The sequence below is a fragment of the Erwinia sp. JUb26 genome, from assembly GCF_003751505.1.
Classification (GTDB): Bacteria; Pseudomonadota; Gammaproteobacteria; order Enterobacterales; family Enterobacteriaceae; genus Erwinia.
The window spans coordinates 231,178-254,181 of record NZ_RJVB01000009.1; the positions used below are offsets into that span (position 1 = coordinate 231,178).

Here is a 23,004-nt window from a genome sequence, read left to right on the forward strand (position 1 = left end):
ATCAGTTAATTAAAACTATTTTTAACCGGGAAAAATTTTCTACATGATTTCCGATAACGATCACATTATGAGATTATTACGCTATCTGGCATATTTACAGCACCGGTCAGGAAGCATAGTTTTGATGCTGCATTTAACCAGGTATTAACAGTTGTCCCGTCCGGTTCGCTGGCGATCACAGTAAACAGAGGTAGAAGGCTATGCCCCAGAATAAAGCGACGCTCACAGGATTGATTGCCATCCTGCTTTGGAGCGCGATTGTGGGATTGATTAAGAGCGTCAGTGAAGGATTTGGGGCGATTGGCGGTGCGGCGCTGATTTATACCTGCAGCGCCGTACTGCTGCTGTTCACCATCGGCTTCCCCAACATCCGCAAGTTCCCCCGCAGCTATCTGATTATCGGCAGCGTGCTGTTCGTCTGCTACGAGCTGTGCCTGTCGCTGTCGCTGGGATTCACCCATTCCGGCCGCCAGGCGATTGAAGTCGGTATGGTGAATTATCTGTGGCCCAGTATGACCATTGTTCTATCGGTTATTGTTAACCGGCAGAAAACCAGCCTGTTAATTATTCCTGGGGTTATTATTTCGGTGATGGGAATTTGCCGGGTACTGGGTGGCGATAGTGGTTTCTCGCTCAGCGAAATGGCCAGTAATATAATGGATAACCCGCTGAGCTACGGTCTGGCCTTTAGCGGCGCGATTATCTGGGCCATCTATTGTGTGGTCACCAAAAGAATTGCTCAGGGCAGCAATGGCATTACGCTGTTCTTTATTTTGACCGCGCTAACGCTGTGGGTAAAATTCCTGCTGTCACCGCAGCCCGAGTTTGTTTTATCGACTAAAGTCTGGATTAATCTTGCGCTGGCGGCGATGGCGATGGGCTTCGGTTACGCGGCCTGGAACGTCGGTATCCTGCACGGAAACGTGACCATTCTGGCGGCGGCATCCTACTTTATTCCGATTATCTCCGCGATCCTTGCCGCCTTTATGCTCGATTCGCAGCTGTCGGTTTCCTTCTGGCAGGGCACCGCAATGGTCAGCCTCGGTTCTCTTGCCTGCTGGTGGGCAACGCGCACGGTGGCTGAAAAAAAGCTCTCCTGTAAGGCCTCGTAGCTTTTTCATGGGAGGAGTACGCTCCTCCCGAAATCCCAATCCCATAGTCACTGAATTTTAAAACAATATCGCCCTGTTCTATCGTCTTTAACCGGAGAGGATTTCACTATTTAATAAAACCGTCACTAAATTTTCACCTGCTGAATAAATTAATGAAAACAACCTGCTCCGGATAACATTCTGGCGAATTTATCTGGTTTAAAATAATCCCGTTAATGCTGTGATTAAAAGTAATAAACCCCGTGACCGTAATAAGCATCCCTCGCATTCATGTTTATTACAGTCATTATGTTGTGCTTTTTATTCAACGGTATCGGAGAAAAAACAGGAGTTACCATGTCTGCTCATATTTCTGTTGAAGACGTGCCGCTGAGCCGCTTCCACCGATTACTTACCGTCCGCTCCGGCGGCGGATCCTTTGTCGATGGCTACGTGCTGAGTATCATCGGCATCGCCATGACCAAAGTTTCACCGGCGCTGGGGCTCAACGCCTTCTGGGAAGGGCTGATTGCCGCATCGGCGCTGATCGGCATCTTCTTTGGCGGCTTTTTAGGCGGTGTACTGACCGATCGCCTCGGCAGACGCCTGATCTATTTCGTTGGCCCGACGCTGTTTATTCTCTGCTCGCTGGCTCAGTTCTGGGTGCAGAGCGGCGAAATGCTGTTTATCCTGCGCCTGCTCAGCGGCGTGGCGGTGGGGATTGAATACCCGGTAGCCACCGCGTTTCTGGTCGAGTTTCTACCGAAAAAATACCGTGGCCCGTGCCTCGCCACGCTGACCATCCTGTGGTTTGCCGGTGCCGCCACCGCCTATATGACCGGCGAAGCGATTCTCTACTTCGGCGGCGCAGAAGCCTGGCGCATAACGCTGGCCAGCACCGCAGTGATTGGCGTACTGCTGTTCCTGATCCGCTTAGGCACGCCGGAATCCCCGCGCTGGCTCATCAGTAAAGGACGCCATGCCGAAGCCGAAGTCATTATTCGTCGGGTGTACGGCGACGACTTCAGCCTGAAAAACCTGCCCGCGCAGTCGGAGAATAAACACCTGTCGTTCAGAAGCCTGCTGCACTCCGGCTACGGTAAGCGCATGGCATTTATCACCATTTTCTGGACCTGCTCGGTGATCCCGGTGTTTGCCGTTTACGCCTTTGCACCAAAGGTGCTGGATGCCCTGCACCTGAGCGGCGGCTGGGCCTCTTACGGTTCGGTGGCGATTACGCTGCTGTTTGTTATCGGCTGCATTATCGCTACCCGGCTGGTCAATACCCTGGGCCGCCGCAAACTGCTGCTGCAAAGCTTCCTGTGGTCCGGCCTGGCGCTGGCGCTGCTTGGCCTGCTGCGTGACGGGCCATCGCCGGTGATCCTGCTGCTGTTCGGCACCTACGCCTTGTTTATTGGCGGCGCTCAGGTGCTGCAGCTGGTGTATCCGAATGAGATTTTCCCGACGGAGATCCGTGCCGCTGCGGTGGGTATCGGAACGTCAATGTCGCGGATTGGTGCGGCAGTCGGCACCTGGCTGATCCCGGTTTCGTTACAGTCCATCGGTATTGGGCCAACGATGTACATCGCCGCCGGGATCACCGCCGTGGGGCTAACCGTTTCCTGGTTCCTGGCTCCGGAAACCGCCTCACGCAGCCTGGAGGATGCCGCATCGCTGGACGATGAGCAGCCTGAAGCAGCCTCTGCCAGAGGCAAACTGTCAAAGAATAACGCCTGGTAAATCCAACTCGGGGCTGCATCGCGGCCCCTGCTTTCACGGTTTAATCAGCTTTTCCACTTCCCGACGGCGCTTCCTGTAAGAGCTGGGCGTTTCACCATACTGCTTGCGGAACCAGGCGATAAGATGCGAAGCATCGGCGAAGCCGGTGGCGGCAGCAATGGCATTAATGCTGTTGCTGGAGTCGGCCATCAGCTTGCGCGCCTGTTCCAGCCGCATCCGCCGCCAGTACACCGCCGCCGAATAGCTGGTGCACTTGGTAAAGATCAGATTCAGCTGGCGGAACGTGACTCCGGCAAAGGCGGCCACTTCCGCCAGCGGAACCGGCGAGTCAAGATGGTGCTTCATCAGCTCGATCACCTTGTTGACTACGTCGTTTTCATACACATCCGGCGGGTTCTGATTCTCTTTCTGCTTCGCCCGGCTGGCGGGCACCGCGGTGTCGTCCACCAGCAGGTACTTCAGCACCTTCTGCGATCGCACCAGCCCGCAGTGCTGGCGGATCAGATCCGCCGCCAGATCGATGGCCGTTCCGCCCGGGCAGGAGATAATCCCACCGTCTTTGATATAGGTTTTGTCGATCACCGGAATGGCTTTCGGGAAGCGCAGACGGAATTCATCGCGGGTGGTGAAGTGGATCGCACACTGGCGCCCGTCCAGCAGGCCGGCATTGCCCGCCACAAAGGCTCCGCTGCACAGGGTGATGATCGGAATATTGCGCGCATGGATCTCTCGCAGAGCCTGCAGCAGCCACTGCGGCGGCTGGCGAGTTTCCTCCAGCAGCCCACCCGCCACCACGAAGTAATCCCAGTTGCGGGAGAAATCCAGCGCCGCAGTGGGTGAAACGGGCAGGCCACAGCTGGCCGTGATCGGGTGGTCATCGCAGGTCATCCATTCCCAGCGGCAAAAAATCTGGCGGCTGGAGAACGACTCATCCGCCGCGAAACGCAGCGATTCCACCAGCCCCGCCACCGAAGCCAGGGTGAACTGTTTCATCAGCAGAAAGCCGATGGTCAGATCGGGCTTCGATTCACCGTTTTGTTCAGGCGCTAACTGTTGCTGCATGAGTTTCAGGGCTCCTGTAATCCGCCCAGCTTGCTTAGCAGGCGTTTCAGATCGCGAATATCCTGCTCATTCAGGCCGGAAGCGATGGTTTTTTCAGCGCTTTTCGCCTGTTCCACCATCCTCTCCAGCATATCTTCACCGTCTTCGGTCATCGAAACCAGCTTACGGCGACGGTTATCAGGATCGACCACCACGTTCACCAGCCCGCTTTTCGTCATCCGGTCAATGACATAAGTGCCTGTCGCTTTATCAAATCCGGCGCGATTTCCCAGCGTTTGCTGATCGCAGCAGGTTTCCTCCGCCAGCACCACCAGAATGGCGTACTGCACGGCGGATAAACCGGTATCAATACACTGTGCCCAGCAGGTGGTGGAATGCTGCCCGGCGCGGCGCATCAGGTGCATCAGCGAGCTGTCGCCGTGTGGCCACAGGGGAGCGGCAACAATTAAGTCAGGATTTTGTGACATGGACTGTCTTGACTCCTTAAAACGATAAACATATAGTTCGAACTCAAACTGTTTATACTCAAACTATATCCCAAAAATTGATCAAAAGGGAACCGCATGAAGCTAGTTGTCGGCATGACCGGTGCGACGGGCGCGGCGATTGGTATTCGCCTGCTTGCCGCACTCAAAGATCTGGGCGTAGAAACGCACCTGGTGATCTCGAAGTGGGCCCGCGCCACGATCCAACTGGAAACGCCCTACAGTGTACAGGACGTTATCGCTCTCGCCTCCAGGACTTACAGTGAACACGACCAGGCCGCCGCGATTTCCAGCGGATCCTTCCGTGCTGACGGCATGGTGGTGGTGCCCTGCAGCATGAAAACTCTGGCCGCCATTCGCGGTGGCTACGGCGATGGCCTGATTGCCCGCGCCGCCGATGTTACGCTGAAAGAGCAGCGAAAACTGGTACTGGTGCCACGCGAATCACCGCTGAATGTCATTCATCTGGAAAATATGCTGGCGCTGTCGCGTGCCGGCGCCATGATGCTGCCGCCCATGCCCGCCTTCTATAACAATCCGGCCAGCATTGATGACATTATCAACCATTTTGTCTCCCGCATTCTCGATCAGTTCGGTATTGATAACGATCTGACTAAACGCTGGGGCTAACGCCCGCCACCTTCCGCTACCAATCAGGAGAGCCGGTTGAAGTATTACAACGATTTAAGAAGTTTTATCGATGCGCTGGATGCCATGGGCGACATCATGCACGTAACCCGTGAGGTTGACTGCGATTTTGAGCCAAGCGCGATAACCCGTCGCAGCTACGAGATCCAGTCTCCTGCTCCGCTGTTCCATCATGTCTCGGGCGTAGAATCCGGCTTCCGCCTGTTCGGCGCACCGGCATCGCTCTCTTCACGTCGCGATATGCCTTACGCTCGCGTGGCGATGTCGCTGGGCCTCGCGCCAGAATCTACCGGTCTGGAAATCGTTGAGGCGCTGTCCGCCGCTCGCCATAAACCGGGCATTCCGCCGGTGCGCGTGGAATCGGCCGCCGCGCCCTGCCAGCAGAATATCCTGCGCGGTGAAGACGCCACTCTCGACCGCTTCCCCATTCCGTTTGCCCACGATAAAGACGGCGGCCGCTACGCCAATACCTGGGGCACGCTGATTGTGAAAACCCCGGACGGCAAATGGGTGAACTGGGCCATCGCCCGCGTGATGAAGGTTGATGGTAAAAGAATGGTTGGGCTGATCGTACCAAGCCAGCATATCGGCCAAATTTGGGCGGAGTGGGTGAAGATCGGTGAGCCGATGCCTTACGCGCTGGTCCAGGGCCCTGCCCCGGCGATCTCCTGCGTGTCCGGTATTCCGATCCCGGCACACGCCGACGAAGCGGATTATATCGGGACGCTGGCCGGTGCGCCGGTTGAAGTGGTGAAAGCGGTCAGCATCGATCTTGATGTCCCGGCCACCGCCGAGATTGTGATCGAAGGACACGTGTCGATTACCCGCGACTGCCAGGAAGGCCCGTACGGCGAGTACGGCGGCTACCTTGGCTCCGGCTCTTCCGCCCAGCCTACCTTCCATGTTGAAACCATTACCTATCGCGACGATCCGATCTGGCCGATGTCGATCACCGGGCGTCCGACCGATGAATCGCACACGCTGTGGGCGATGGGGCTGGCGGCCGATGCGCTGACTTATCTGAGAGAAGCCGGGCTGCCGGTGAAAGCGGCCTGGATCCCGGAAGACTCAACGGTTCACTGGCTGCTGATTGTCATGCCGGAAAACTGGCGTGAGCTGCTGCCGGGTATGTCCAGCGAAGCACTGTCACAGCGCATCGGCGAAGTGCTGTTTAAAACCAGCGCGATGGTGTTTATTCCGAAGGTTTACGTGGTTGATGATGACTTCGACCCGACCAATCTCCGCGAGGTGGTGTGGGTGCTCTCCACCCGCGTGCATCCGGTAGGCCGCCGCGTGGTGTTTGAGGATCAGCGCGTGATCCGCCTGCCGCAGTGCTACGAGGAAGAGGAGTACGTTGCGGGGAAAGGTGCCAAGGTGGTGTTCGATACGCTGCAAACCACCCGTCATCTGCACGCCTCGTTCGAACAGGGCTATCCGGAAGAAGTACGCCAGCGCATTCTGGATAACTGGTAAGTTTTGACGCGGATGAAGCCCGCTCCCGGCATGATTCGCCGGGAGCGGGCTTGTTAATGATTTCAGCGTGATCACGCCAATGACTGCCGATTAATTATCTGTTGCGGCGGGCTGGTTTTGCCTCTCCGGAAGACTTTTTCCGCTCAGTAACACAAATCTTTTTTGCAGCCGATCGAGTGCCATTTCAGCCTGCCTGCGCTGTAAATCCGGTGAAGCCGCTTCATACTGGCGCAGTAACTCCTCGGCGGGAGGCGTGCGGTTAAAGGCCTGAGTGATGGTAAACACCTCCGATTTCAGCTGGCTGACGGTCATATATTTACCGCGCTTTTCATCAAGCCCGTTCAGCCGCTCGGCCAGCTGCTGCAGCTTGTCCATGCCCTCGTGCCAGTTGTTCATCGCCGCCAGCGGCAGCGCATTGTTTTCCATCTGCTGCTGCCAGGCCTGCTGCATCTGCATCACATTCGGATTGCCCGGCCACAGCGCCACGGCCTGAGCAATTAACTCCCGGCCATACTGCTCCGGCCAGCCCGGCGATAGCGACATCAGCCACTTAAGCTGTTCCTGCATCTTGTCCGTGAAGATATCCGCATCGGGGTCGGACTGCCGAAGATCGCTCAGCTGCGGTTCCGACAGCCTTTCAGGTAGCGGCGTTAATGAAGCGGCCAGCTGCTGACGTGCCGCAGAAGGCCGGTTAACGCTGTGCCAGCCCCATAGCAGCACCCCGCCCACCAGCAGCGCACAGCCCATTCCGGCGACAAACGCGCGCCGCGCACTGCGTCCTGACAGGTGAACAGCAGGAAGACTGCCTGCGGGAGGAAAGCCTGAGTCGGCGGATCCTGCGGAGTTAAATACGGTTGCTCGCACCTCTGCCTGCCGCCGCAACGATCCCGGGGACTGCGCAACAGCTTCTGAAGGATCGGGATGGACAACATAAATACGCGGGCCAGATTCGGACAGCGTTTCCGCTGGCTCTGAGGCAATGGCCTGCGGGGGAAGTATCACCTCCGATTCGGCAAGCTCAGCATGTGGAGCATTCTCAAGGCGGGTAATTGCCTGCCCGACCTGCTGCTGTAATACATCCAGCCGGCTGGCCTGTTTCAATTCATGTCGCGTTAATAGTTCAATCAGTGCAGCCAGGTTTTTTTTGGTCTGGTACAGCAACGTAAGGTCATCGCGATCCGCCAGCGGCAGCGTACGAAAGGCATTCTGCAGCCGCTGATTCATGGCAGCGATAATCTCCATTCTGCTGTGCGTGCTACCGGGCCACATCACCGACCACTGATAAGTGCTCAGCGCATTAATCAGCGCCAGGCCTTCATTAATGCCTGCCAGCCCGGCAATATGCGTGCGCGCCAACAGATACCAGGCGGCGGTCTGTAGCTCAACGCCATTATTTTCAAACAGCTTCAGGCACAGGGATTCCGCATATTTCCAGTCAACATCCGGGCGGGCGGGATGAGACAATTTCATTAATTCTTCACGCAGTGCAATATAATCCGCTAATGCACGCGGGTCACCGCCGGTTCTGAGATGTTTGTCCTTTTTCACCAGTATTGTTCCATCAATTATACAGAGAAGGGGGAATTGCTCGGTCGACTAATGGCGTAATTTACCACCAATAATATAGCAATGCTCGCATTTGCTGCCATACGAAAAATAGTCTTAACTTGGAGGAACACTTTTCTAACGCCATTAGTGATAATTACGGAAATGGTATTCCGTTAGGAAATAAAACACTACATGCGTTTATATAAGCCGTCTCCCTCTTGCCAGAGATTTAAACTTTAACGTTTCAGTACCGCTTCCCTTTCCAGTTATTCCCGGCTTAATTCAAAACATCTTTGCACTGATACCTGAATATGACCCGCATGATTTTCAGTTAGCGCACATTTATCCCCCCTGCACGCCGCCCACAGAATAACAAAAATCAAAAATGCTGAGAGTGGCGAAGAATGGAGAATATCTTGCCCGATTTATACGCATTTATGAATTTTTGTGTTCGGACGGGGCGATATACTTTTTAAATCGAACACAAATGAGAGTTAATGCGATGATTTTTAAGCCAAAATTTATCAGCTTTGATTGCTACGGCACGCTTATCAATTTTGAAATGGGGCCGACGGCTAAAGGGCTTTTTACCGATCGCGTAGCGGCAACGCAGATGCCGGCCTTTCTCGACAGCTTCCGCTTTTATCGTCTCGATGAAGTGCTGGGCGACTGGAAGCCGTTTCTGCAGGTGGTGGAAAATGCGATTCAGCGGGCGTGCCGGGCACATAACGTTGAGTATCGCTCCTCCGACGCACTGGCGCTGTATAACGCGGTGAAGACCTGGCAACCCCATCCCCACGTGGTCGAAACGCTGGAGCGGGTTGCCCACCACATTCCGCTGGTGATCCTGTCGAATTCGATGGTCGATCTAATCCCGCACAGTATCGCCCACCTCAAAGCGCCCTTCCACGCCGTTTACACCGCCGAAGAAGCGCGTGCCTATAAGCCGCGCGCGCAGATCTTCGAATACATGTTTGACCGGCTGGGCTGCGGGCCCGAAGAGATGATGCACTGCTCGTCCAGCTTCCGCTATGACCTGATGACGGCCTGCGACCTCGGCTTCATGGCGAAGGCGTTTATCGATCGCGGCCATGAGCCCAGCGTTGATGGCTACGACGTCAGTCGGATCAACGACTTCCGTCAGCTTCCCGGCCTGCTGGGCCTTTGATCCTTACCGGGGTCCGCATGATGAAGAGAGGAACATGATGCTGAAGGAACACTCGACCGAGGCTGCGGCATTAAACACCGCAGCGCCCGCCGTCTCTCTTTCAGAGATCCAGTCGCGAGTCGCTGGCCTGTATGGCATTGAAGGAACGGTGCGGTTACTGGCCGCCGAGCGCGATCAGAACTGCTGTATTGAACAAGCGGACGGGCAGCGATTTGTCTTTAAGATCAGCAATCAGTCTGAATCTGCGCCGGTGGTTGATTTCCAGATTGCCGCACTGAATTACGTAGCAGAGTCCTCACCGGCGCTGCCCATCCCGCGCGTCGTGCCGACGCTGTCTGGAAAATCCTGTGAAAACGTGACGTGGCAGGACGGCTCAACTACCCTGGTGCGCATGCTGAGCTATCTGGACGGGGTGCAGATTAAGGAAACGATACGGACCTCCGCACAGCGCCGCACCATGGCAACCTGCCTGGCCCGGCTCGATCTGGCCTTACAGGGATTCTCACACCCTGCCGCCAGCCACGATCTGCTGTGGAACGTCTCGGCCGCGCATCGCCTGACCGAACAGCTGGAAAGCGTTATCGATCCCGAGCGCAGCAGGCTGGCCGGGAAATTTATGGCGCGCTTTCAGCAGCACGTTCTGCCTTATCTGCCCGCACTCAGGGCCCAGGTGATACACAACGATTTTCACCTTTACAACGTGCTGGTCGCCCCGGAGGAACAGGATCGCATTACCGGAATCATTGACTTCGGCGACCTGCTCTACGCGCCGCTGGTCGGCGAAGTGGCTACCGCCGCGGCTTTCCATATGGCGGGCTGCGCCGATCCGTTTGAGGGACCGGCCGAGTTTGTTGCGGCCTATCACCGCACGCTGGCGCTTACCGCTGCCGAACAGGAAATCGTGACCGATCTGATGGCAACCCGCCATCTTATTACCGCGCTGATTTCGGAGTGGCGCGCTGTCCGCTACCCCCACAATCGCGACTACATTCTGCGCCATAATCCCGCCGCCTGGGAAGCGCTGTCACAAATGGCAGACCTCTCCCGCAACGACGCGCGCGACAGGCTGCTGGCTGAAATTTGCAACGGGAGACATCCATGAAAAGCACCACAGACCTGAATATGGTGAACGCGTATATACCCGGCCGTGCCGACGTCGGCGCGTTGACCGCTGAAATGATCCAGCGCCGCGATGCGCTGCTGGGCCCCGCCTACCGCCTGATGTATGAGCATCCTCTACATATTGTGCGTGGTGAGGGCGCCTGGCTGATTGATGCCGATGGCCGCCGCTATCTGGACGTTTACAATAACGTCACCTCGCTGGGGCACTGCCATCCGACGGTAAGCGAGGCGATTTGCAGGCAGGTCCAGACGCTGGCGACGAATACCCGCTACCTGCACGACACGATTCTGGAGCTGGCAGAACGTTTACTGGCCACCGTGCCGGAAACCTCGCTGGCTCACCTGATGCTCACCTGCACGGGCAGCGAGGCAAACGACCTCGCATACCGTATTGCTAAGATGCGTACCGCCGGCACCGGGATTATCGTCACCGAAACGGCCTATCACGGCATCACCGATGCGGTTTCACAGTTCTCGCCGTCGCTCGGTACGTCGGTCGATTTGGGGCCGCACGTGCGTCTGGTGTCCGCACCCTGCCACTATCATGCCGACGGTGACGATCTGAACGCACGCTTTACGCAGGATGTTGAAGCCGCCATCGCCGATCTGCAACGCCACGGCATCAAGCCCGCGATGCTAATTGTTGATTCACTGTTCACCAGTGACGGCATCCTGCCCGGCCCCGCCGGTTTCCTGAAAGGGGCGGTCGAGGCAATTAAACGCGCCGGGGGCCTGTTTATAGCCGACGAGGTGCAGCCAGGATTCGGCCGGACCGGCGAATTTATGTGGGGCTTCCAGCGTCACGGAGTGATTCCGGATATTGTTACCCTGGGCAAGCCGATGGGCAACGGCCAACCGATTGCAGGCCTGCTGGCAACCGCCGATGTGCTGGAAGAGTTTGGTCAGCGCTCCCGATACTTCAATACGTTCGCGGGTAATACCGTCTCCTGCGCGGCGGCGTTAGCGGTGTTGCAAACCATCGAACGGGAAGGACTGATCGCCCACGCTGCGAAAGTGGGCAAGCTGCTGCTTGATGGCATTATCGAGCTGCAGGCGCGACACGAGGCGATTGGCGACGTACGCGGTGCCGGTCTGTTCGTCGGCGTGGAGCTGGTATCCGACCGTTCGTCGAGGACTGCGGATCGCTGGCTGACCAGCCAGGTCGTGAACCGGATGCGCCAGAAGGGGATCCTGTTGAGCGCCTGTGCAAAAGGCCACAACGTACTGAAAATCCGCCCGCCGCTGATCCTGAGCGAAGAACAGGCGGCCATGGTCATCGACGCGCTCGATCGGGCGCTCACGGAAGCGGCTGTCGCGCGCGCCGGGCAGTTAAATCCTGTGGTATAGTTTGGCTATGTCAAATTCAAAATCCCTGGACCTCGCAGACCTCAGAATACTCGAGCATCTTCAGCGCGAGGGACGCTGTTCAAACCTGGAACTGGCTGAGGCGATAAGCCTCAGTCCCAGCCCGTGTTTAACGCGCACCAAACGGCTGGAACAGAGCGGGGTTATTGTGGGCTACAGCGCTAAAATTGCGCTGGACAGGCTGGGCAGCAACGTCGTGGTATTCTCAGAAATCACGCTCAGCAGCCACTACCCCGCCGACTTCCGTAAGTTTGAGATGGGCGCGAGCAAGTATCGGGAAATCGTGGAATGTTACAACGTTAGCGGCGGCTACGATTATCTGCTGAAAATCATCGCCCCTAACGTCTCTCTGTTTCAGGATTTAATGGATCGTCTTTTAGAAGATGAAATCGGTATTGATAAATTCGCCAACCGCATTGTCCTGCGCCAGCCCTGGCAGCAGCGGGCGGAACCTCTGCTGGTGATTGCCAAAGGTCAGTCGAGTTGGAAGTGAGATCGGCACGTTTTCTCGCTATGCTGTAGCACGATTTCACCGCACAGGAGCAGAAAGCCATGGCATCACCTCGCTTGTTTATCGTTCACGGCTACACGGCCGGACCACACCATCACTGGTTTGACTGGCTGAAGAGTGAGGCCGAAGCGCTTGGGATTGCGGTCACCGTTCCGGCACTACCGGATTCGCAGCACCCCGACGATAAGGCCTGGCAGTCCGCGCTGGCCGAATGCGTTGGCGAGGTGGACGGCCAGACCTGGTTCGTTGGCCACAGCCTCGGCTGCATCACCGCTCTGCGTTATCTGAACCAGCAGCCCGCTGGGCAAAATGCCGCAGGGGTGATTATGGTGGCCGGTTTTAGCGAGAATGTCCCGCCACTGCCGGAGCTGGATACCTTTATGTCCCTGCCATTTGATGCCGACCGTATTGTGCAGCAGGTGCCGCATCGCGCGGTGATTGCTTCACTTAACGACGACATCGTGCCGCCCGCGCTGTCGCTGCGTTTTAGTCAGCAGCTGAATGCGCCGTTCTATGCCCTGCCGGATCACGGACACTTCCTTAGCCGCAACGGGATCACCGAACTGCCGCTGGCCCTGCAACTGCTGCGTCGGTACGTTACGCCTTAAAGCCAATCACATTGTCGGGATGGCGGCTGGCTGGTTTATCCCGACAGCATTAAATGAATCGGCTAAATATATTCAAATGTATTATTCAAAAACATTCCGCAACATCATCTCCCGCATTAATTAAGATTAGGACTAATCATTTATGATTATAAAACCAAAAAATAAAAATCATGCATTTTTATTTTAAAATAAAATCATAACATTATAATTAGCCGCATTTTCTGGTTTAATAAAACACGTATTAATCAACTATCATACATTTCTTTACGGAATACCCTAAAACGGAATGGAATGATGAGAAAGATTGACTGCAGGGAAGCGTATACGCTTTGCGGTGTTTTATTGTGCTCAGTGCCCGCGGTCGCGGTGCAGGCCGCAGTCCCGATTGCGGAAAAGGAAGCAGCTTCATACGATTACCACAGCGATCCGCTCGATCCCTCGGCTGCCACACTTGCAGCTAAAGAGCGCGCACCGGATCTCTTCGGTGAAACAACCGGCCCTCTGCCCTTCTTTGGGAAAGAAATTCGTCAGCGCGGCTACGATCTACCGGATCCTTATGGTATTGGCTACACCCATATGGATATCCATCAGAATATTAACGTGAAGAGTATCAATTTCTCCAATCTGAAAATTCCGAGCCTGTTCCCCGGGATGGATCCCATTCCCGTCGATAATATGTTTAATATCCTCGTCGGCCACACCCGGGAGAAAAGCAAAACCGATACGGCAAGGCTGGATACCTGGTTATTTCCGTTTATGAACGTCTACGGCATTGTCGGGCATACTAAAGGACGTTCCGTTTCCAGCGTCAGCGCCTGTGTTACAGGGGGAGAGTGTCCATCAGAGCTCAAAGACCTGGATTTTACGCTGAAGTTTAAAGGAACAACCTGGGGCGGCGGCACCACGCTGGCCTACGGCTATCACGACTGGTTCAGCACCCTGGATTTCAACTATACCGTCACCCACTTTGATGTGCTGGACGGGAGTATCTCCGCATATACCTTCACCCCGCGCGTCGGCTATCGTTTTACCGTTCCCGGCGTAGAGCGATTCTCAATCCCGGTATCCCATGCCAGCCTGTGGGTCGGCACGATGTATCAGGATGTCGATCAGGATTTCAAAGGCAATATCAGCGATCTGCATATGCCCGGCGAGCTCAGCAGCCTGGTGGACTTTGTTAACGCGGATAAGCAGGGGCGTTTCCGGGTGAAGCAGCACCTGAAATCACCGTGGAATATCCTGGTCGGCGGCCAGTATGAGCTGACCCGCAACTTTAACGTCACCTCCGAAGTGGGTTTTTCCAACCGTAACAGTTTTATGGTCGGTGGAGAGTTTCGCTTCTAAACATGCGGTTAAATATCTCCTTTCTCTGTGGCCTGCTGACCGTCTCGATGATGAGCCAGGCCACCGTTATTACCAGCCGTAACGCTATCGATCGCTTTCTGAATAAATTAGGTGCGGACGGCAAAGCCGATACGCGTAAAACGATTGACTGGGGAGTGGTTCCCGGCCCTTTCTATACGCCTGAGCTTGGCGTCGGGGTCGGCGTGGCGGCGGTCGGGCTTTATCGACCGGATGAGCATCAGCGTCATACGCCGCTCTCCTCGCTCTCTTTCACCGGGTTTGCCAGTTCAACCGGAGCATTCGGCGTCGGCTACGAAAACTACACGTTTATGGCTGACGATCGCTGGCGCTTTTATCTGTCCGGCGATCTCAGCCGGCGTCCGCTGCACTACTGGGGCGAGGGTTTTCGCGCCGGGCGGGGGCAGCGCGGCAAACAGTCCTACGACTCAGCTAAATTCAGCGGCGTGCCGCGAATACTCTACCAGTTGGCGGACCATACCTATGCCGGATTAGGCTGGTCCTTCTCCTATGAGGGAGCCTCATCCTTACAGCACAAAGCCAGCGGCAGTTTTTACCAGCAGAATGAGCCACGCCATATCTTCAGCTCGGGTGCCAGCGCGTTATTCAGCTACGATTCGCGCGATTTTGTCGCAAATCCGTCGCGAGGACAGGTACTGAATCTTTCCTGGACGCGGTATACCTCAGCGTTTGCCAGCAATAATCGCTTCGATGCTTTTGATGCGCAGTATGATTATTACCATGCCGTTAACGATACCAGCCTCGTGGCCTGGGAAGTCTACAGCCGCTTTACCAACGGGCAGGTTCCGTGGACCATGCAATCGCTGCTGGGTGACAGCCACCACCTGCGCGGCTACTACGAAGGACGATACCGTGACCGCAATATGCTGACCAGCCAGCTGGAGTGGCGCAAGAAGCTCAGCTGGCGTCACGGCGTGGTGGCATGGGTGGGCGCCGGAAATATGTCGGACAGGCCGAGTGAAATTCTTGACGGGCACTGGCTGCCGTCGGTTGGCGCCGGATATCGCTTCGAATTTAAGAAGAACATGAATATCCGCATGGATTACGGCCTTGGTCAGCATAGCTCCGGCTTTTACTTCCAGGTCGGGGAGGCGTTTTGAGATTTTGGCTGTGTCGCCTGCTGCTGCTGTTACCCGCGCTTCTCCTCGTAAACTGCCAGGCTCAACACTTTAACGCTGCCAGCCCCGCTCTGGCCGATCTCACCCTCCCGGCTGGCCAGTCACCGCAGGTATGGCCGGTGCCTCGTCCCCTGCCGCAGCCAAACGGCCTGCGCCCCTGCTGTGCCTTCGGCTATAACCTGAAGGCTAAGCTGTTCGGCATGCCGGTCCCGTGGTATCAGCTGGATAATGTGGTGGCCCCGGCGCAAACCGGGCAGCACCACTTCAACCCGCTTTTTCTGGATACGCTCAGTACGCTGATTGGACTGAACAGCGAGCATAACGGTCTGGTTTATACCCGTCGGGGCGGTTTTATCGATCTGGCACACCTGCGCGACAGCGCCGATAACACCCTGTGGCTGTTCAGCCATATCTGGTCGCGAATGGGCCAGGCAACCACGCTAAAGCTTGACGATGAACTGGGCCAGCGTGAGATACGCCTGTTCTCCTATACGCCACCCGCCAGCGCTACCGACCGCTATCGGCTGGCGGTTTATCTGGCCGCGCATCTGGCCTTTGAACTTGCCGCCTGGCATGAGGTGGCGCAGTGGTATGGATTTGAATCGGTACCCGGTTTTTCCGAAGGCGTTTCGGCCTTTTCGCCGGAGGATCTCTACTCCAATCTGCTCGGTACCCGCGTGGCAATCGACTTAATCAACGCCGGGCGTGTTGCCACCCTGCCGCACTATCAGCAGGCGATGAGTGAGGCGATCCCACAGGCACTGGCCCAGCTGCAGGCAGAATCCCCGGACGGGACGCGCTTCCACTTTGATATGCTCGATCGTCTGTGGTGGAACAGCGGCTGCCGCCTGCCGGATAAGTTCCTGCTCCGCTACCGCAATTACGACGTCAGCGAGCGGCGCTGGCCTTCGCGTCCGCCGGAAGGGGTTTCAGCGCTGCGGCTGACGCTGCCCGAGCGTTTTCAGGGCGTGGCGCTGGCCCATTTCGGCCGCCTGGAAATTTTACCCGGGCACGCTATGGCCAGCCTGCCCGTTCCGGCTTCGCGCTACGTTTTTGCCGATTTCCCCGCGTTGGCGCAGCAGGCTAAGCGTGCCGATCTACAGCATCTGGCGGGCTTACGCTATCGCTGCAACTGAGCAAAATCTCCTCTCCCCAATCCGATGAACCATAACAAAAAGTTATCTTTCCTCACCATCCTTCATTCCGTAAAGCCGGCCTTTTTCTTCAGCCCCGCTCTCTTTTTCTTGAGCCAGTGGCAGGCAAACGTTTAGCTGCTGACTTAAACAGCACAATCGGTAAAAACGGAAAGTTCCCTTACTGAATGACTATTAATGTGATATTCATCACACTTTAACTGATTTGAAATGAAACAGAATTTGACAAGTGTGAGCAATCTCTATTTCCTTAGAACCCGATAGCGGCACACTGCCGCAACATAACTGACGGGTGCTTTCGTCAACGATATCAGCGCCCGATTGTGTGCCTTTAATAACCCAACCTGACCCTCGCGCTGGCTGCTGAGGATGGTCTCTGAGCATGTGGTAATATAATGAAATATAAAATTATGATGGCTGGCGCGCTGGCAGCGTTGTCTTATACCAACGTCTCTTTCGCAGAGTCGGGCAGCCCTGAATACGTTTCCGACTGGTGGCACCAGAGCGTCAACGTTGTCGGAAGCTACCACACCCGCTTCGGACCGCAGCTGAACAACGATGTTTACCTGGAATATGAAGCCTTCGCGAAAAAAGACTGGTTTGATTTCTACGGCTACATCGATGTGCCTAAATTCTTCGGCGTGGGCAACGGCAACGATAAAGGCGCCTGGGATAACGGTTCCCCGTTCTTTATGGAAATTGAGCCGCGCTTCTCAATCGATAAGCTTACCGGCGTGAACCTGGGCTTTGGTCCATTCAAAGAGTGGTATTTCGCGAACAACTATATCTACGATATGGGCGACAACCGCGCTAACCGCCAGAACACCTGGTATATGGGTCTGGGTACCGACATCGATACGCATTCGGACGTTGGCCTGTCACTGAACGTCTACGCGAAATATCAGTGGGCGAACTACGGTGCCGCTAACGAAAACGAGTGGGATGGCTATCGCTTCAAGGTGAAATACTTTGTCCCGCTGACCAGCCTGTGGGGCGGTAACCTGAGCTATATCGGCTTCACCAACTTCGACTGGGGTTCCGATCTGGGCGACAATTCCGCCCCTGCGCGTACCAGCAACTCCATCGCATCCAGCCATATCCTGTCACTGGGTTACGATCACTGGCATTACTCGTTCGTGGCGCGTTACTTCCACAACGGCGGCCAGTGGAACGATGGCACCGAGCTGAACTTCGGCAACGGTCCGTTCCACGTCAAATCTAACGGCTTTGGCTACTATCTGGTTGTAGGTTACAACTTCTGATTGTGATCGTTACCTGCTGAATTCTGAATGCGCCTGCGGGCGCATTTTTTTTGCGCGCGGCAACAGCATCCGGCGGTAAAATCAGTCAAACATACGTTCCAGATAGCGTTCCAGCGCGGCGCGCGAGCTAAAGCCGTAAGGAATGCCATAATGATCGTTCGAATCCCCAACCAGATACATCGGGAAGCGGACATAGTGTTCACAGGTTTTAATATCTGAAGCCGGTACCGCAATGGCCTGGCTCCTCTCTTTCAGTGTCGGATGGATCACCAGCGCCGTACGACCCAATCGCGCCTCACGATTAACATAGACGTAGTCTTCACCCCGACTGTAACCGTAGCTTTTAGCGGTAACCGTATCCATCTCAAATCCCGCCTTTTCCAGTACGCGAGCTACCTCATCAGGTCGTAAATACATGCTTTTTCCTCTGTGTCTGCAAACCCCGCAACCTTACATCAGGCCACATAGTCAGTGCTTTCGGAATAATCCAAAACGCAGGTTTTCAACGTTACGGTTTTTAAGCCTGTCCTATACTTAATAGTACATTTCAAAACCAGGGAGCAAAAATGTTCAACCGGACAGCGAAAAATAACGATATTGACCTGAGCGAGGATGTCTCACTGCTGGCAGATACACTGGATGACTTGCTGAAATCCTACGGCAGTAAAGCGAAGGATGATGTGGAAGGTGCCAAAAATCGTGCAGAAACGCTGCTAAAAGAGACCCGTGCCAAACTGCAGGGCCACAATCGGGTGACTCAGGCGGCAAGGGATGCTGGCGCTCAGGTGCGCACTTACGTACGTGATAAGCCCTGGCACGGCGTAGGCATCGGTACCGCTCTCGGTATACTCATCGGCGCATTAATCACCACTAGCACAACCCGCCGTTAGTACCGTTTATTTTTTGAACAAATGCTCGCCTTCACAGTGCGGGCATTTTTTTTATTGGCACAAAACCTTGTGGCACAAGGCTTGTGAGCGGGGTGACTAAATAAATACGCTTTTCCTATATCTTGTGTGGTTGCTTTTTGGAGCCACTATATCTAGTATTCACTTCATCAAGACCACGCAACATGGTGTGGCAGTGGCGGCGCGAGTCGGGCAGTAATTACCGCGCCAGATACTCAGTTAACCAGCCCGCAAGGTGAATACGAATCATGCGCATTATTATTTACACTAAAAATAATTGTGTCCAGTGCAACGCGACAAAAAATGCGATGGATAAGAAAGGGATCGACTATCAGCTGATTAACCTTGATAGCGAACCTGCTCACGTAGAAACACTGAAATCTCTTGGATATCGTCAGGTCCCGGTCGTCATGGCCGAACAGGATCACTGGAGCGGCTTCCGCCCGGATAAGATTCAGGCCCTGAGCCATCTGGCAGCCGTACGGGGTTAAGGCGATGACTACGCTGGTCTATTTTTCCAGCCAGTCGGAAAATACCCATCGCTTCATCACCCGCTTAAACCTGCCGGCGCGACGCATTCCGCTAGACAGCGCTCAGCGCCTGCAGGTAGACCAGCCTTATATATTGATAGTGCCCAGCTACGGCGGCGGCACCAGTCATGGCGCGGTGCCTAAGCAGGTGATTCAATTTCTTAATGATACCAATAATCGTCAGCTTATCCGCGGCGTGATTGCCGCTGGAAACCGTAATTTCGGTGAGGCCTACTGCCTCGCTGGCGACATTATTGCGCGTAAATGTCAGGTGCCGTACCTCTATCGCTTTGAGCTGATGGGCACCGCCGACGATATCGCTAACGTTTACAAGGGAGTAACCGAATTTTGGCAGCGACAGACAGCACCCTCATAGAGGCCGCAGCGGCCGCCCCTGATTATCACGCGCTCAATGCGATGCTGAATCTGTATGATGCCGAAGGCAACATTCAGTTCGAAAAAGATCGCGAAGCCACGCGTCAGTATTTTATTCAGCACGTGATTCCCAATAGCGTGCAGTTCTCCTCGGTAGCCGAGCGTTTGCAGTATCTGGTCGCTGAAGGCTACTACGAAGCCGACGTGCTGAACGCCTACCCGTTCGACTTCGTCTGCGCGCTGTTCGAGCAGGCCTATTCGCGCCGCTTCCGCTTCCAGACCTTCCTGGGTGCCTGGAAGTTCTACACCAGCTACACGCTGAAAACCTTCGACGGTAAACGCTACCTTGAGGGCTTCACCGAGCGCGTTTGCATGGTGGCGCTGACCCTGGCGCAGGGTGACCAGGCGCTGGCACTGTCGCTGAGCGATGAAATTCTCGCCGGGCGCTTCCAGCCCGCCACGCCAACCTTCCTGAACTGCGGCAAACAACAGCGCGGCGAGCTGGTCTCCTGCTTCCTGCTGCGTATTGAAGACAATATGGAGTCGATTGGTCGCGCGGTAAACTCGGCGCTGCAGCTTTCCAAGCGCGGCGGCGGCGTGGCGTTCCTGCTTTCGAACCTGCGTGAATCCGGCGCGCCGATCAAGCGCATCGAAAACCAGTCCTCCGGCGTGATCCCGGTGATGAAGATGCTGGAAGATGCCTTCTCCTACGCCAATCAGCTGGGCGCTCGTCAGGGTGCCGGTGCCGTTTATCTCAACGCACACCACCCGGATATTCTGCGCTTCCTGGATACCAAGCGCGAAAACGCCGATGAAAAAATCCGTATCAAGACGCTGTCGCTCGGCGTAGTGATCCCGGATGTGACCTTCCAGCTGGCGAAAGACAATCAGCCAATGGCGCTGTTCTCCCCGTATGACGTGGAGCGTATTTACGGTCTGCCGTTTGCCGATATCAGCATCAGCGACAAGTATGACGAGATGCTGGCCGACGAGCGCATCCGCCGTACGTTTATCAATCCGCGCGAATTCTTCCAGACGCTGGCGGAAATCCAGTTTGAGTCGGGCTATCCGTACATCATGTTTGAAGATACGGTTAACCGCGCCAACCCGATCCACGGGCGGATTAACATGAGCAACCTGTGCTCGGAGATCCTGCAGGTCAATACGCCAACCGAGTACAACGACGACCTCAGCTATCGCCGCATCGGCAAAGACATCTCCTGTAACCTTGGCTCGTTGAATATTGCCCATGCGATGGATTCGGAAGATTTTGCGCGTACGATTGAAATTGCCGTGCGCGGCCTGACGGCAGTTTCCGATCAGAGCCACATTAATTCCGTGCCTTCCGTCGAGCAGGGTAACGCGCTGTCGCACGCTATCGGCCTGGGACAGATGAACCTGCACGGCTATCTGGCGCGTGAACGCATTCAGTACGGCAGTGAAGAAGGGCTGGATTTCACCAACATCTACTTCTATACCGTCACCTATCACGCACTGCGCACCTCGAACCTGCTGGCGCGCGAGCGCGGTACCACCTTCAGCGGCTTTAGCGATTCACGCTATGCCAGCGGTGAGTATTTCAACCAGTACGTCGAACAAAGCTGGCTGCCGCGCACCGCACGCGTCGCCGAACTGTTTGCCGATGCCGGAATAGAAATCCCGACCCGCGAGCAGTGGCAGACGCTGAAAGCAGCGGTGATGAAGGACGGCCTGTATAACCAGAACCTGCAGGCAATCCCACCAACCGGTTCGATCTCGTATATCAACCATGCGACATCCAGTATTCACCCCATCGTGTCGCGGATTGAGATCCGTAAAGAGGGTAAAACCGGGCGCGTATACTATCCTGCACCGTTTATGAATAACGATAATCAGGACTACTACCGCGATGCGTACGACATTGGCCCGGAAGCGATTATCGATACCTACGCCGAAGCGACGCGCCATGTCGATCAGGGCCTGTCGCTGACCCTGTTCTTCCGCGATACCGCGACAACTCGCGATATCAACAAAGCGCAGATTTACGCGTGGAAGAAAGGCATCAAGACGCTTTACTACATCCGTCTGCGTCAGATGGCGCTGCAGGGAACCGAAGTCGAAGGCTGCGTTTCCTGCTCGCTGTAACAGCACATTGAACCTCGGGCCGGATGCTTCCGGCCCGTCTACTTTTTATTCGCGACCGGCCGGTGCCGGAATCGGAACTCAAGATATCATTATGAAACTGAAGAAAGTTCACGCTATTAACTGGAATAAAATCGAAGACGAAAAGGATTTGGAAGTGTGGAACCGCCTGACCAGCAACTTCTGGCTGCCGGAAAAGGTTCCGTTGTCGAACGATATTCCGGCGTGGAACGGGCTCAATGCCGATGAACAGCAGCTGACGATCCGCGTATTCACCGGCCTGACGCTGCTGGATACCATTCAGAACACCCTGGGCGCACCGGCGCTGATGGCCGACGCGCTGACGCCGCATGAAGAAGCGGTGATGTCGAACATCAGCTTTATGGAAGCGGTGCATGCCCGCTCATACAGCTCGATCTTCTCAACGCTGTGCCACACCAGCGATGTGGATGCCGCCTACGCCTGGAGCGAAGAGAACGAGCCGCTGCAGCGCAAGGCCGACATCATCCTGCAGCACTATTATGAAAACGACCCGCTGAAAAAGAAAATTGCCAGCGTGTTCCTGGAATCATTCCTGTTTTACTCCGGTTTTTATCTGCCGATGTACTGGTCCAGCCGCGGCAAGCTGACCAACACCGCCGACCTTATCCGCCTGATTATTAAAGATGAAGCGGTACACGGTTATTACATCGGCTATAAGTACCAGAAAGCGCTGGAAACTCAGAGCGCCGAGCGTAAAGAAGATCTGCAGCAGTTCGCCGTTGGGCTGCTGCTGGAGCTGTATGAGAACGAAGTCGAGTATACCGATGCGCTTTACCAGGGCGTGGGCTGGCAGGAAGATGTGAAAAAATTCCTGCACTACAATGCCAACAAGGCGCTGATGAACCTGGGCTATGAGGCGCTGTTCCCGGCTGAAATGACCGACGTGAACCCGGCGATCCTTTCCGCGCTGTCACCGAACGCCGATGAAAACCATGACTTCTTCTCCGGTTCCGGTTCATCCTACGTGATGGGTAAAGCGGTCGATACCGAAGACGAAGACTGGGATTTTTAATCGCTTCATCGGGGGATCCTTGCAGGGCCCCCGCTTATAATAGTCCCCCACGAAATTAGTAATTAAAATCAGCCAATCGGCTGATTTTTTGCTTCCAATAATCGGCTCTCAGCCCTGCCTGATTATCCTTATATTTGCCCTATGAGGGTTCATATTTCCGCAACACAGGGATATTTCTTAGATAAATATTGTTTTTTTTCACCCATGCTCAATGCCGCGCAATCCCTTACCAGCACTGACATTCTGTAACACTGGCATCTCTCCTGGCATTTTCAAAT

General features: G+C 55.3%; 22 protein-coding genes. 18 read left to right on the plus strand and 4 right to left on the minus strand.

What is annotated here, in order from left to right; all coding sequences use genetic code 11:
- The first annotated feature begins 200 nt into the window (after positions 1 to 200).
- The gene (gene yddG, locus EC836_RS21455) at positions 201 to 1,112 is read left to right on the plus strand and encodes an aromatic amino acid DMT transporter YddG (RefSeq protein WP_123336910.1); all 912 of its coding nucleotides are present in this window, start codon (positions 201 to 203) and stop codon (positions 1,110 to 1,112) included.
- A 336-nt stretch (positions 1,113 to 1,448) separates the two neighbouring features.
- Positions 1,449 to 2,831: an MFS transporter gene (locus EC836_RS21460; protein ID WP_123336912.1), complete on the plus strand. Its 1,383-nt coding sequence runs from the start codon at positions 1,449 to 1,451 to the stop codon at positions 2,829 to 2,831.
- Between the two features lie 33 nt (positions 2,832 to 2,864).
- Here the strand turns inward: EC836_RS21460 and EC836_RS21465 are convergent, their stop codons facing one another.
- Positions 2,865 to 3,893 (minus strand): GlxA family transcriptional regulator, encoded by a 1,029-nt coding sequence (locus EC836_RS21465; protein WP_123336914.1) that lies wholly within the window; start codon positions 3,891 to 3,893, stop codon positions 2,865 to 2,867.
- A gap of 5 nt (positions 3,894 to 3,898) precedes the next feature.
- Entirely contained in the window at positions 3,899 to 4,360 is a 462-nt protein-coding gene (locus tag EC836_RS21470; RefSeq protein ID WP_123336915.1) for a MarR family winged helix-turn-helix transcriptional regulator, read from the minus strand.
- 96 nt (positions 4,361 to 4,456) lie between these two features.
- Between EC836_RS21470 and EC836_RS21475 the strand changes: the two genes are divergently transcribed.
- Positions 4,457 to 5,008, plus strand: a complete 552-nt coding sequence (locus tag EC836_RS21475; RefSeq protein WP_123336918.1) for a UbiX family flavin prenyltransferase — start codon at positions 4,457 to 4,459, stop codon at positions 5,006 to 5,008.
- Between the two features lie 36 nt (positions 5,009 to 5,044).
- Positions 5,045 to 6,499, plus strand: a complete 1,455-nt coding sequence (locus tag EC836_RS21480; RefSeq protein ID WP_123336920.1) for a UbiD family decarboxylase — start codon at positions 5,045 to 5,047, stop codon at positions 6,497 to 6,499.
- Positions 6,500 to 6,589: 90 nt separating this feature from the next.
- Here the strand turns inward: EC836_RS21480 and EC836_RS21485 are convergent, their stop codons facing one another.
- Positions 6,590 to 8,047, minus strand: coding sequence for a VasL domain-containing protein (locus EC836_RS21485; protein ID WP_255416857.1), 1,458 nt, complete (start codon positions 8,045 to 8,047; stop codon positions 6,590 to 6,592).
- A 502-nt stretch (positions 8,048 to 8,549) separates the two neighbouring features.
- On the opposite strand from EC836_RS21485, the gene EC836_RS21490 reads away from it, so the two are divergent.
- From EC836_RS21490 to EC836_RS21530, 9 genes are all read left to right on the plus strand, one after another.
- Positions 8,550 to 9,215, plus strand: coding sequence for a haloacid dehalogenase type II (locus EC836_RS21490; RefSeq protein WP_123336922.1), 666 nt, complete (start codon positions 8,550 to 8,552; stop codon positions 9,213 to 9,215).
- A complete protein-coding gene (locus EC836_RS21495; protein WP_233599387.1) occupies positions 9,154 to 10,317 on the plus strand; it encodes a phosphotransferase in 1,164 nt (387 codons plus the stop codon). The genes EC836_RS21490 and EC836_RS21495 overlap by 62 nt, the downstream gene beginning before the upstream one ends.
- Positions 10,314 to 11,684: an aspartate aminotransferase family protein gene (locus EC836_RS21500; RefSeq protein ID WP_123336924.1), complete on the plus strand. Its 1,371-nt coding sequence runs from the start codon at positions 10,314 to 10,316 to the stop codon at positions 11,682 to 11,684. The genes EC836_RS21495 and EC836_RS21500 overlap by 4 nt, the downstream gene beginning before the upstream one ends.
- A gap of 7 nt (positions 11,685 to 11,691) precedes the next feature.
- Positions 11,692 to 12,195, plus strand: a complete 504-nt coding sequence (locus tag EC836_RS21505; RefSeq protein ID WP_123336926.1) for an Lrp/AsnC family transcriptional regulator — start codon at positions 11,692 to 11,694, stop codon at positions 12,193 to 12,195.
- A gap of 59 nt (positions 12,196 to 12,254) precedes the next feature.
- Entirely contained in the window at positions 12,255 to 12,821 is a 567-nt protein-coding gene (locus EC836_RS21510; RefSeq protein WP_123336928.1) for an alpha/beta hydrolase, read from the plus strand.
- A 294-nt stretch (positions 12,822 to 13,115) separates the two neighbouring features.
- Positions 13,116 to 14,165, plus strand: a complete 1,050-nt coding sequence (locus EC836_RS21515; protein ID WP_123336930.1) for a hypothetical protein — start codon at positions 13,116 to 13,118, stop codon at positions 14,163 to 14,165.
- Positions 14,166 to 14,167: 2 nt separating this feature from the next.
- Complete coding sequence (locus EC836_RS21520; protein ID WP_123336932.1) at positions 14,168 to 15,304, plus strand: BamA/TamA family outer membrane protein; 1,137 nt, start codon at positions 14,168 to 14,170, stop codon at positions 15,302 to 15,304.
- Positions 15,301 to 16,458, plus strand: a complete 1,158-nt coding sequence (locus EC836_RS21525; protein ID WP_233599388.1) for a DUF4056 domain-containing protein — start codon at positions 15,301 to 15,303, stop codon at positions 16,456 to 16,458. Before EC836_RS21520 ends, EC836_RS21525 begins: the two co-directional genes overlap by 4 nt.
- A gap of 413 nt (positions 16,459 to 16,871) precedes the next feature.
- The gene (locus tag EC836_RS21530) at positions 16,872 to 17,738 is read left to right on the plus strand and encodes a nucleoside-specific channel-forming protein Tsx (RefSeq protein WP_123336934.1); all 867 of its coding nucleotides are present in this window, start codon (positions 16,872 to 16,874) and stop codon (positions 17,736 to 17,738) included.
- An 81-nt stretch (positions 17,739 to 17,819) separates the two neighbouring features.
- On the opposite strand, the gene EC836_RS21535 is transcribed toward EC836_RS21530, so the two are convergent.
- Positions 17,820 to 18,155 (minus strand): DUF2002 family protein, encoded by a 336-nt coding sequence (locus EC836_RS21535; protein ID WP_123336936.1) that lies wholly within the window; start codon positions 18,153 to 18,155, stop codon positions 17,820 to 17,822.
- A gap of 149 nt (positions 18,156 to 18,304) precedes the next feature.
- Here EC836_RS21535 and EC836_RS21540 point away from each other — a divergent pair, with 149 nt between their 5' ends.
- The 5 genes from EC836_RS21540 (at position 18,305) to nrdF (ending at position 22,726) form a co-directional block, all read left to right on the plus strand.
- Positions 18,305 to 18,628 (plus strand): DUF883 family protein, encoded by a 324-nt coding sequence (locus tag EC836_RS21540; RefSeq protein WP_123336938.1) that lies wholly within the window; start codon positions 18,305 to 18,307, stop codon positions 18,626 to 18,628.
- Between the two features lie 266 nt (positions 18,629 to 18,894).
- Complete coding sequence (nrdH, locus tag EC836_RS21545) at positions 18,895 to 19,137, plus strand: glutaredoxin-like protein NrdH (RefSeq protein WP_105593143.1); 243 nt, start codon at positions 18,895 to 18,897, stop codon at positions 19,135 to 19,137.
- A gap of 4 nt (positions 19,138 to 19,141) precedes the next feature.
- The gene (gene nrdI / locus EC836_RS21550) at positions 19,142 to 19,552 is read left to right on the plus strand and encodes a class Ib ribonucleoside-diphosphate reductase assembly flavoprotein NrdI (RefSeq protein ID WP_105593142.1); all 411 of its coding nucleotides are present in this window, start codon (positions 19,142 to 19,144) and stop codon (positions 19,550 to 19,552) included.
- Positions 19,549 to 21,675, plus strand: coding sequence for a class 1b ribonucleoside-diphosphate reductase subunit alpha (gene nrdE, locus EC836_RS21555; RefSeq protein WP_255416858.1), 2,127 nt, complete (start codon positions 19,549 to 19,551; stop codon positions 21,673 to 21,675). The genes nrdI and nrdE overlap by 4 nt, the downstream gene beginning before the upstream one ends.
- Before the next feature lie 91 nt (positions 21,676 to 21,766).
- A complete protein-coding gene (gene nrdF, locus EC836_RS21560) occupies positions 21,767 to 22,726 on the plus strand; it encodes a class 1b ribonucleoside-diphosphate reductase subunit beta (protein ID WP_123336942.1) in 960 nt (319 codons plus the stop codon).
- The last annotated feature ends 278 nt before the right edge of the window (positions 22,727 to 23,004 follow it).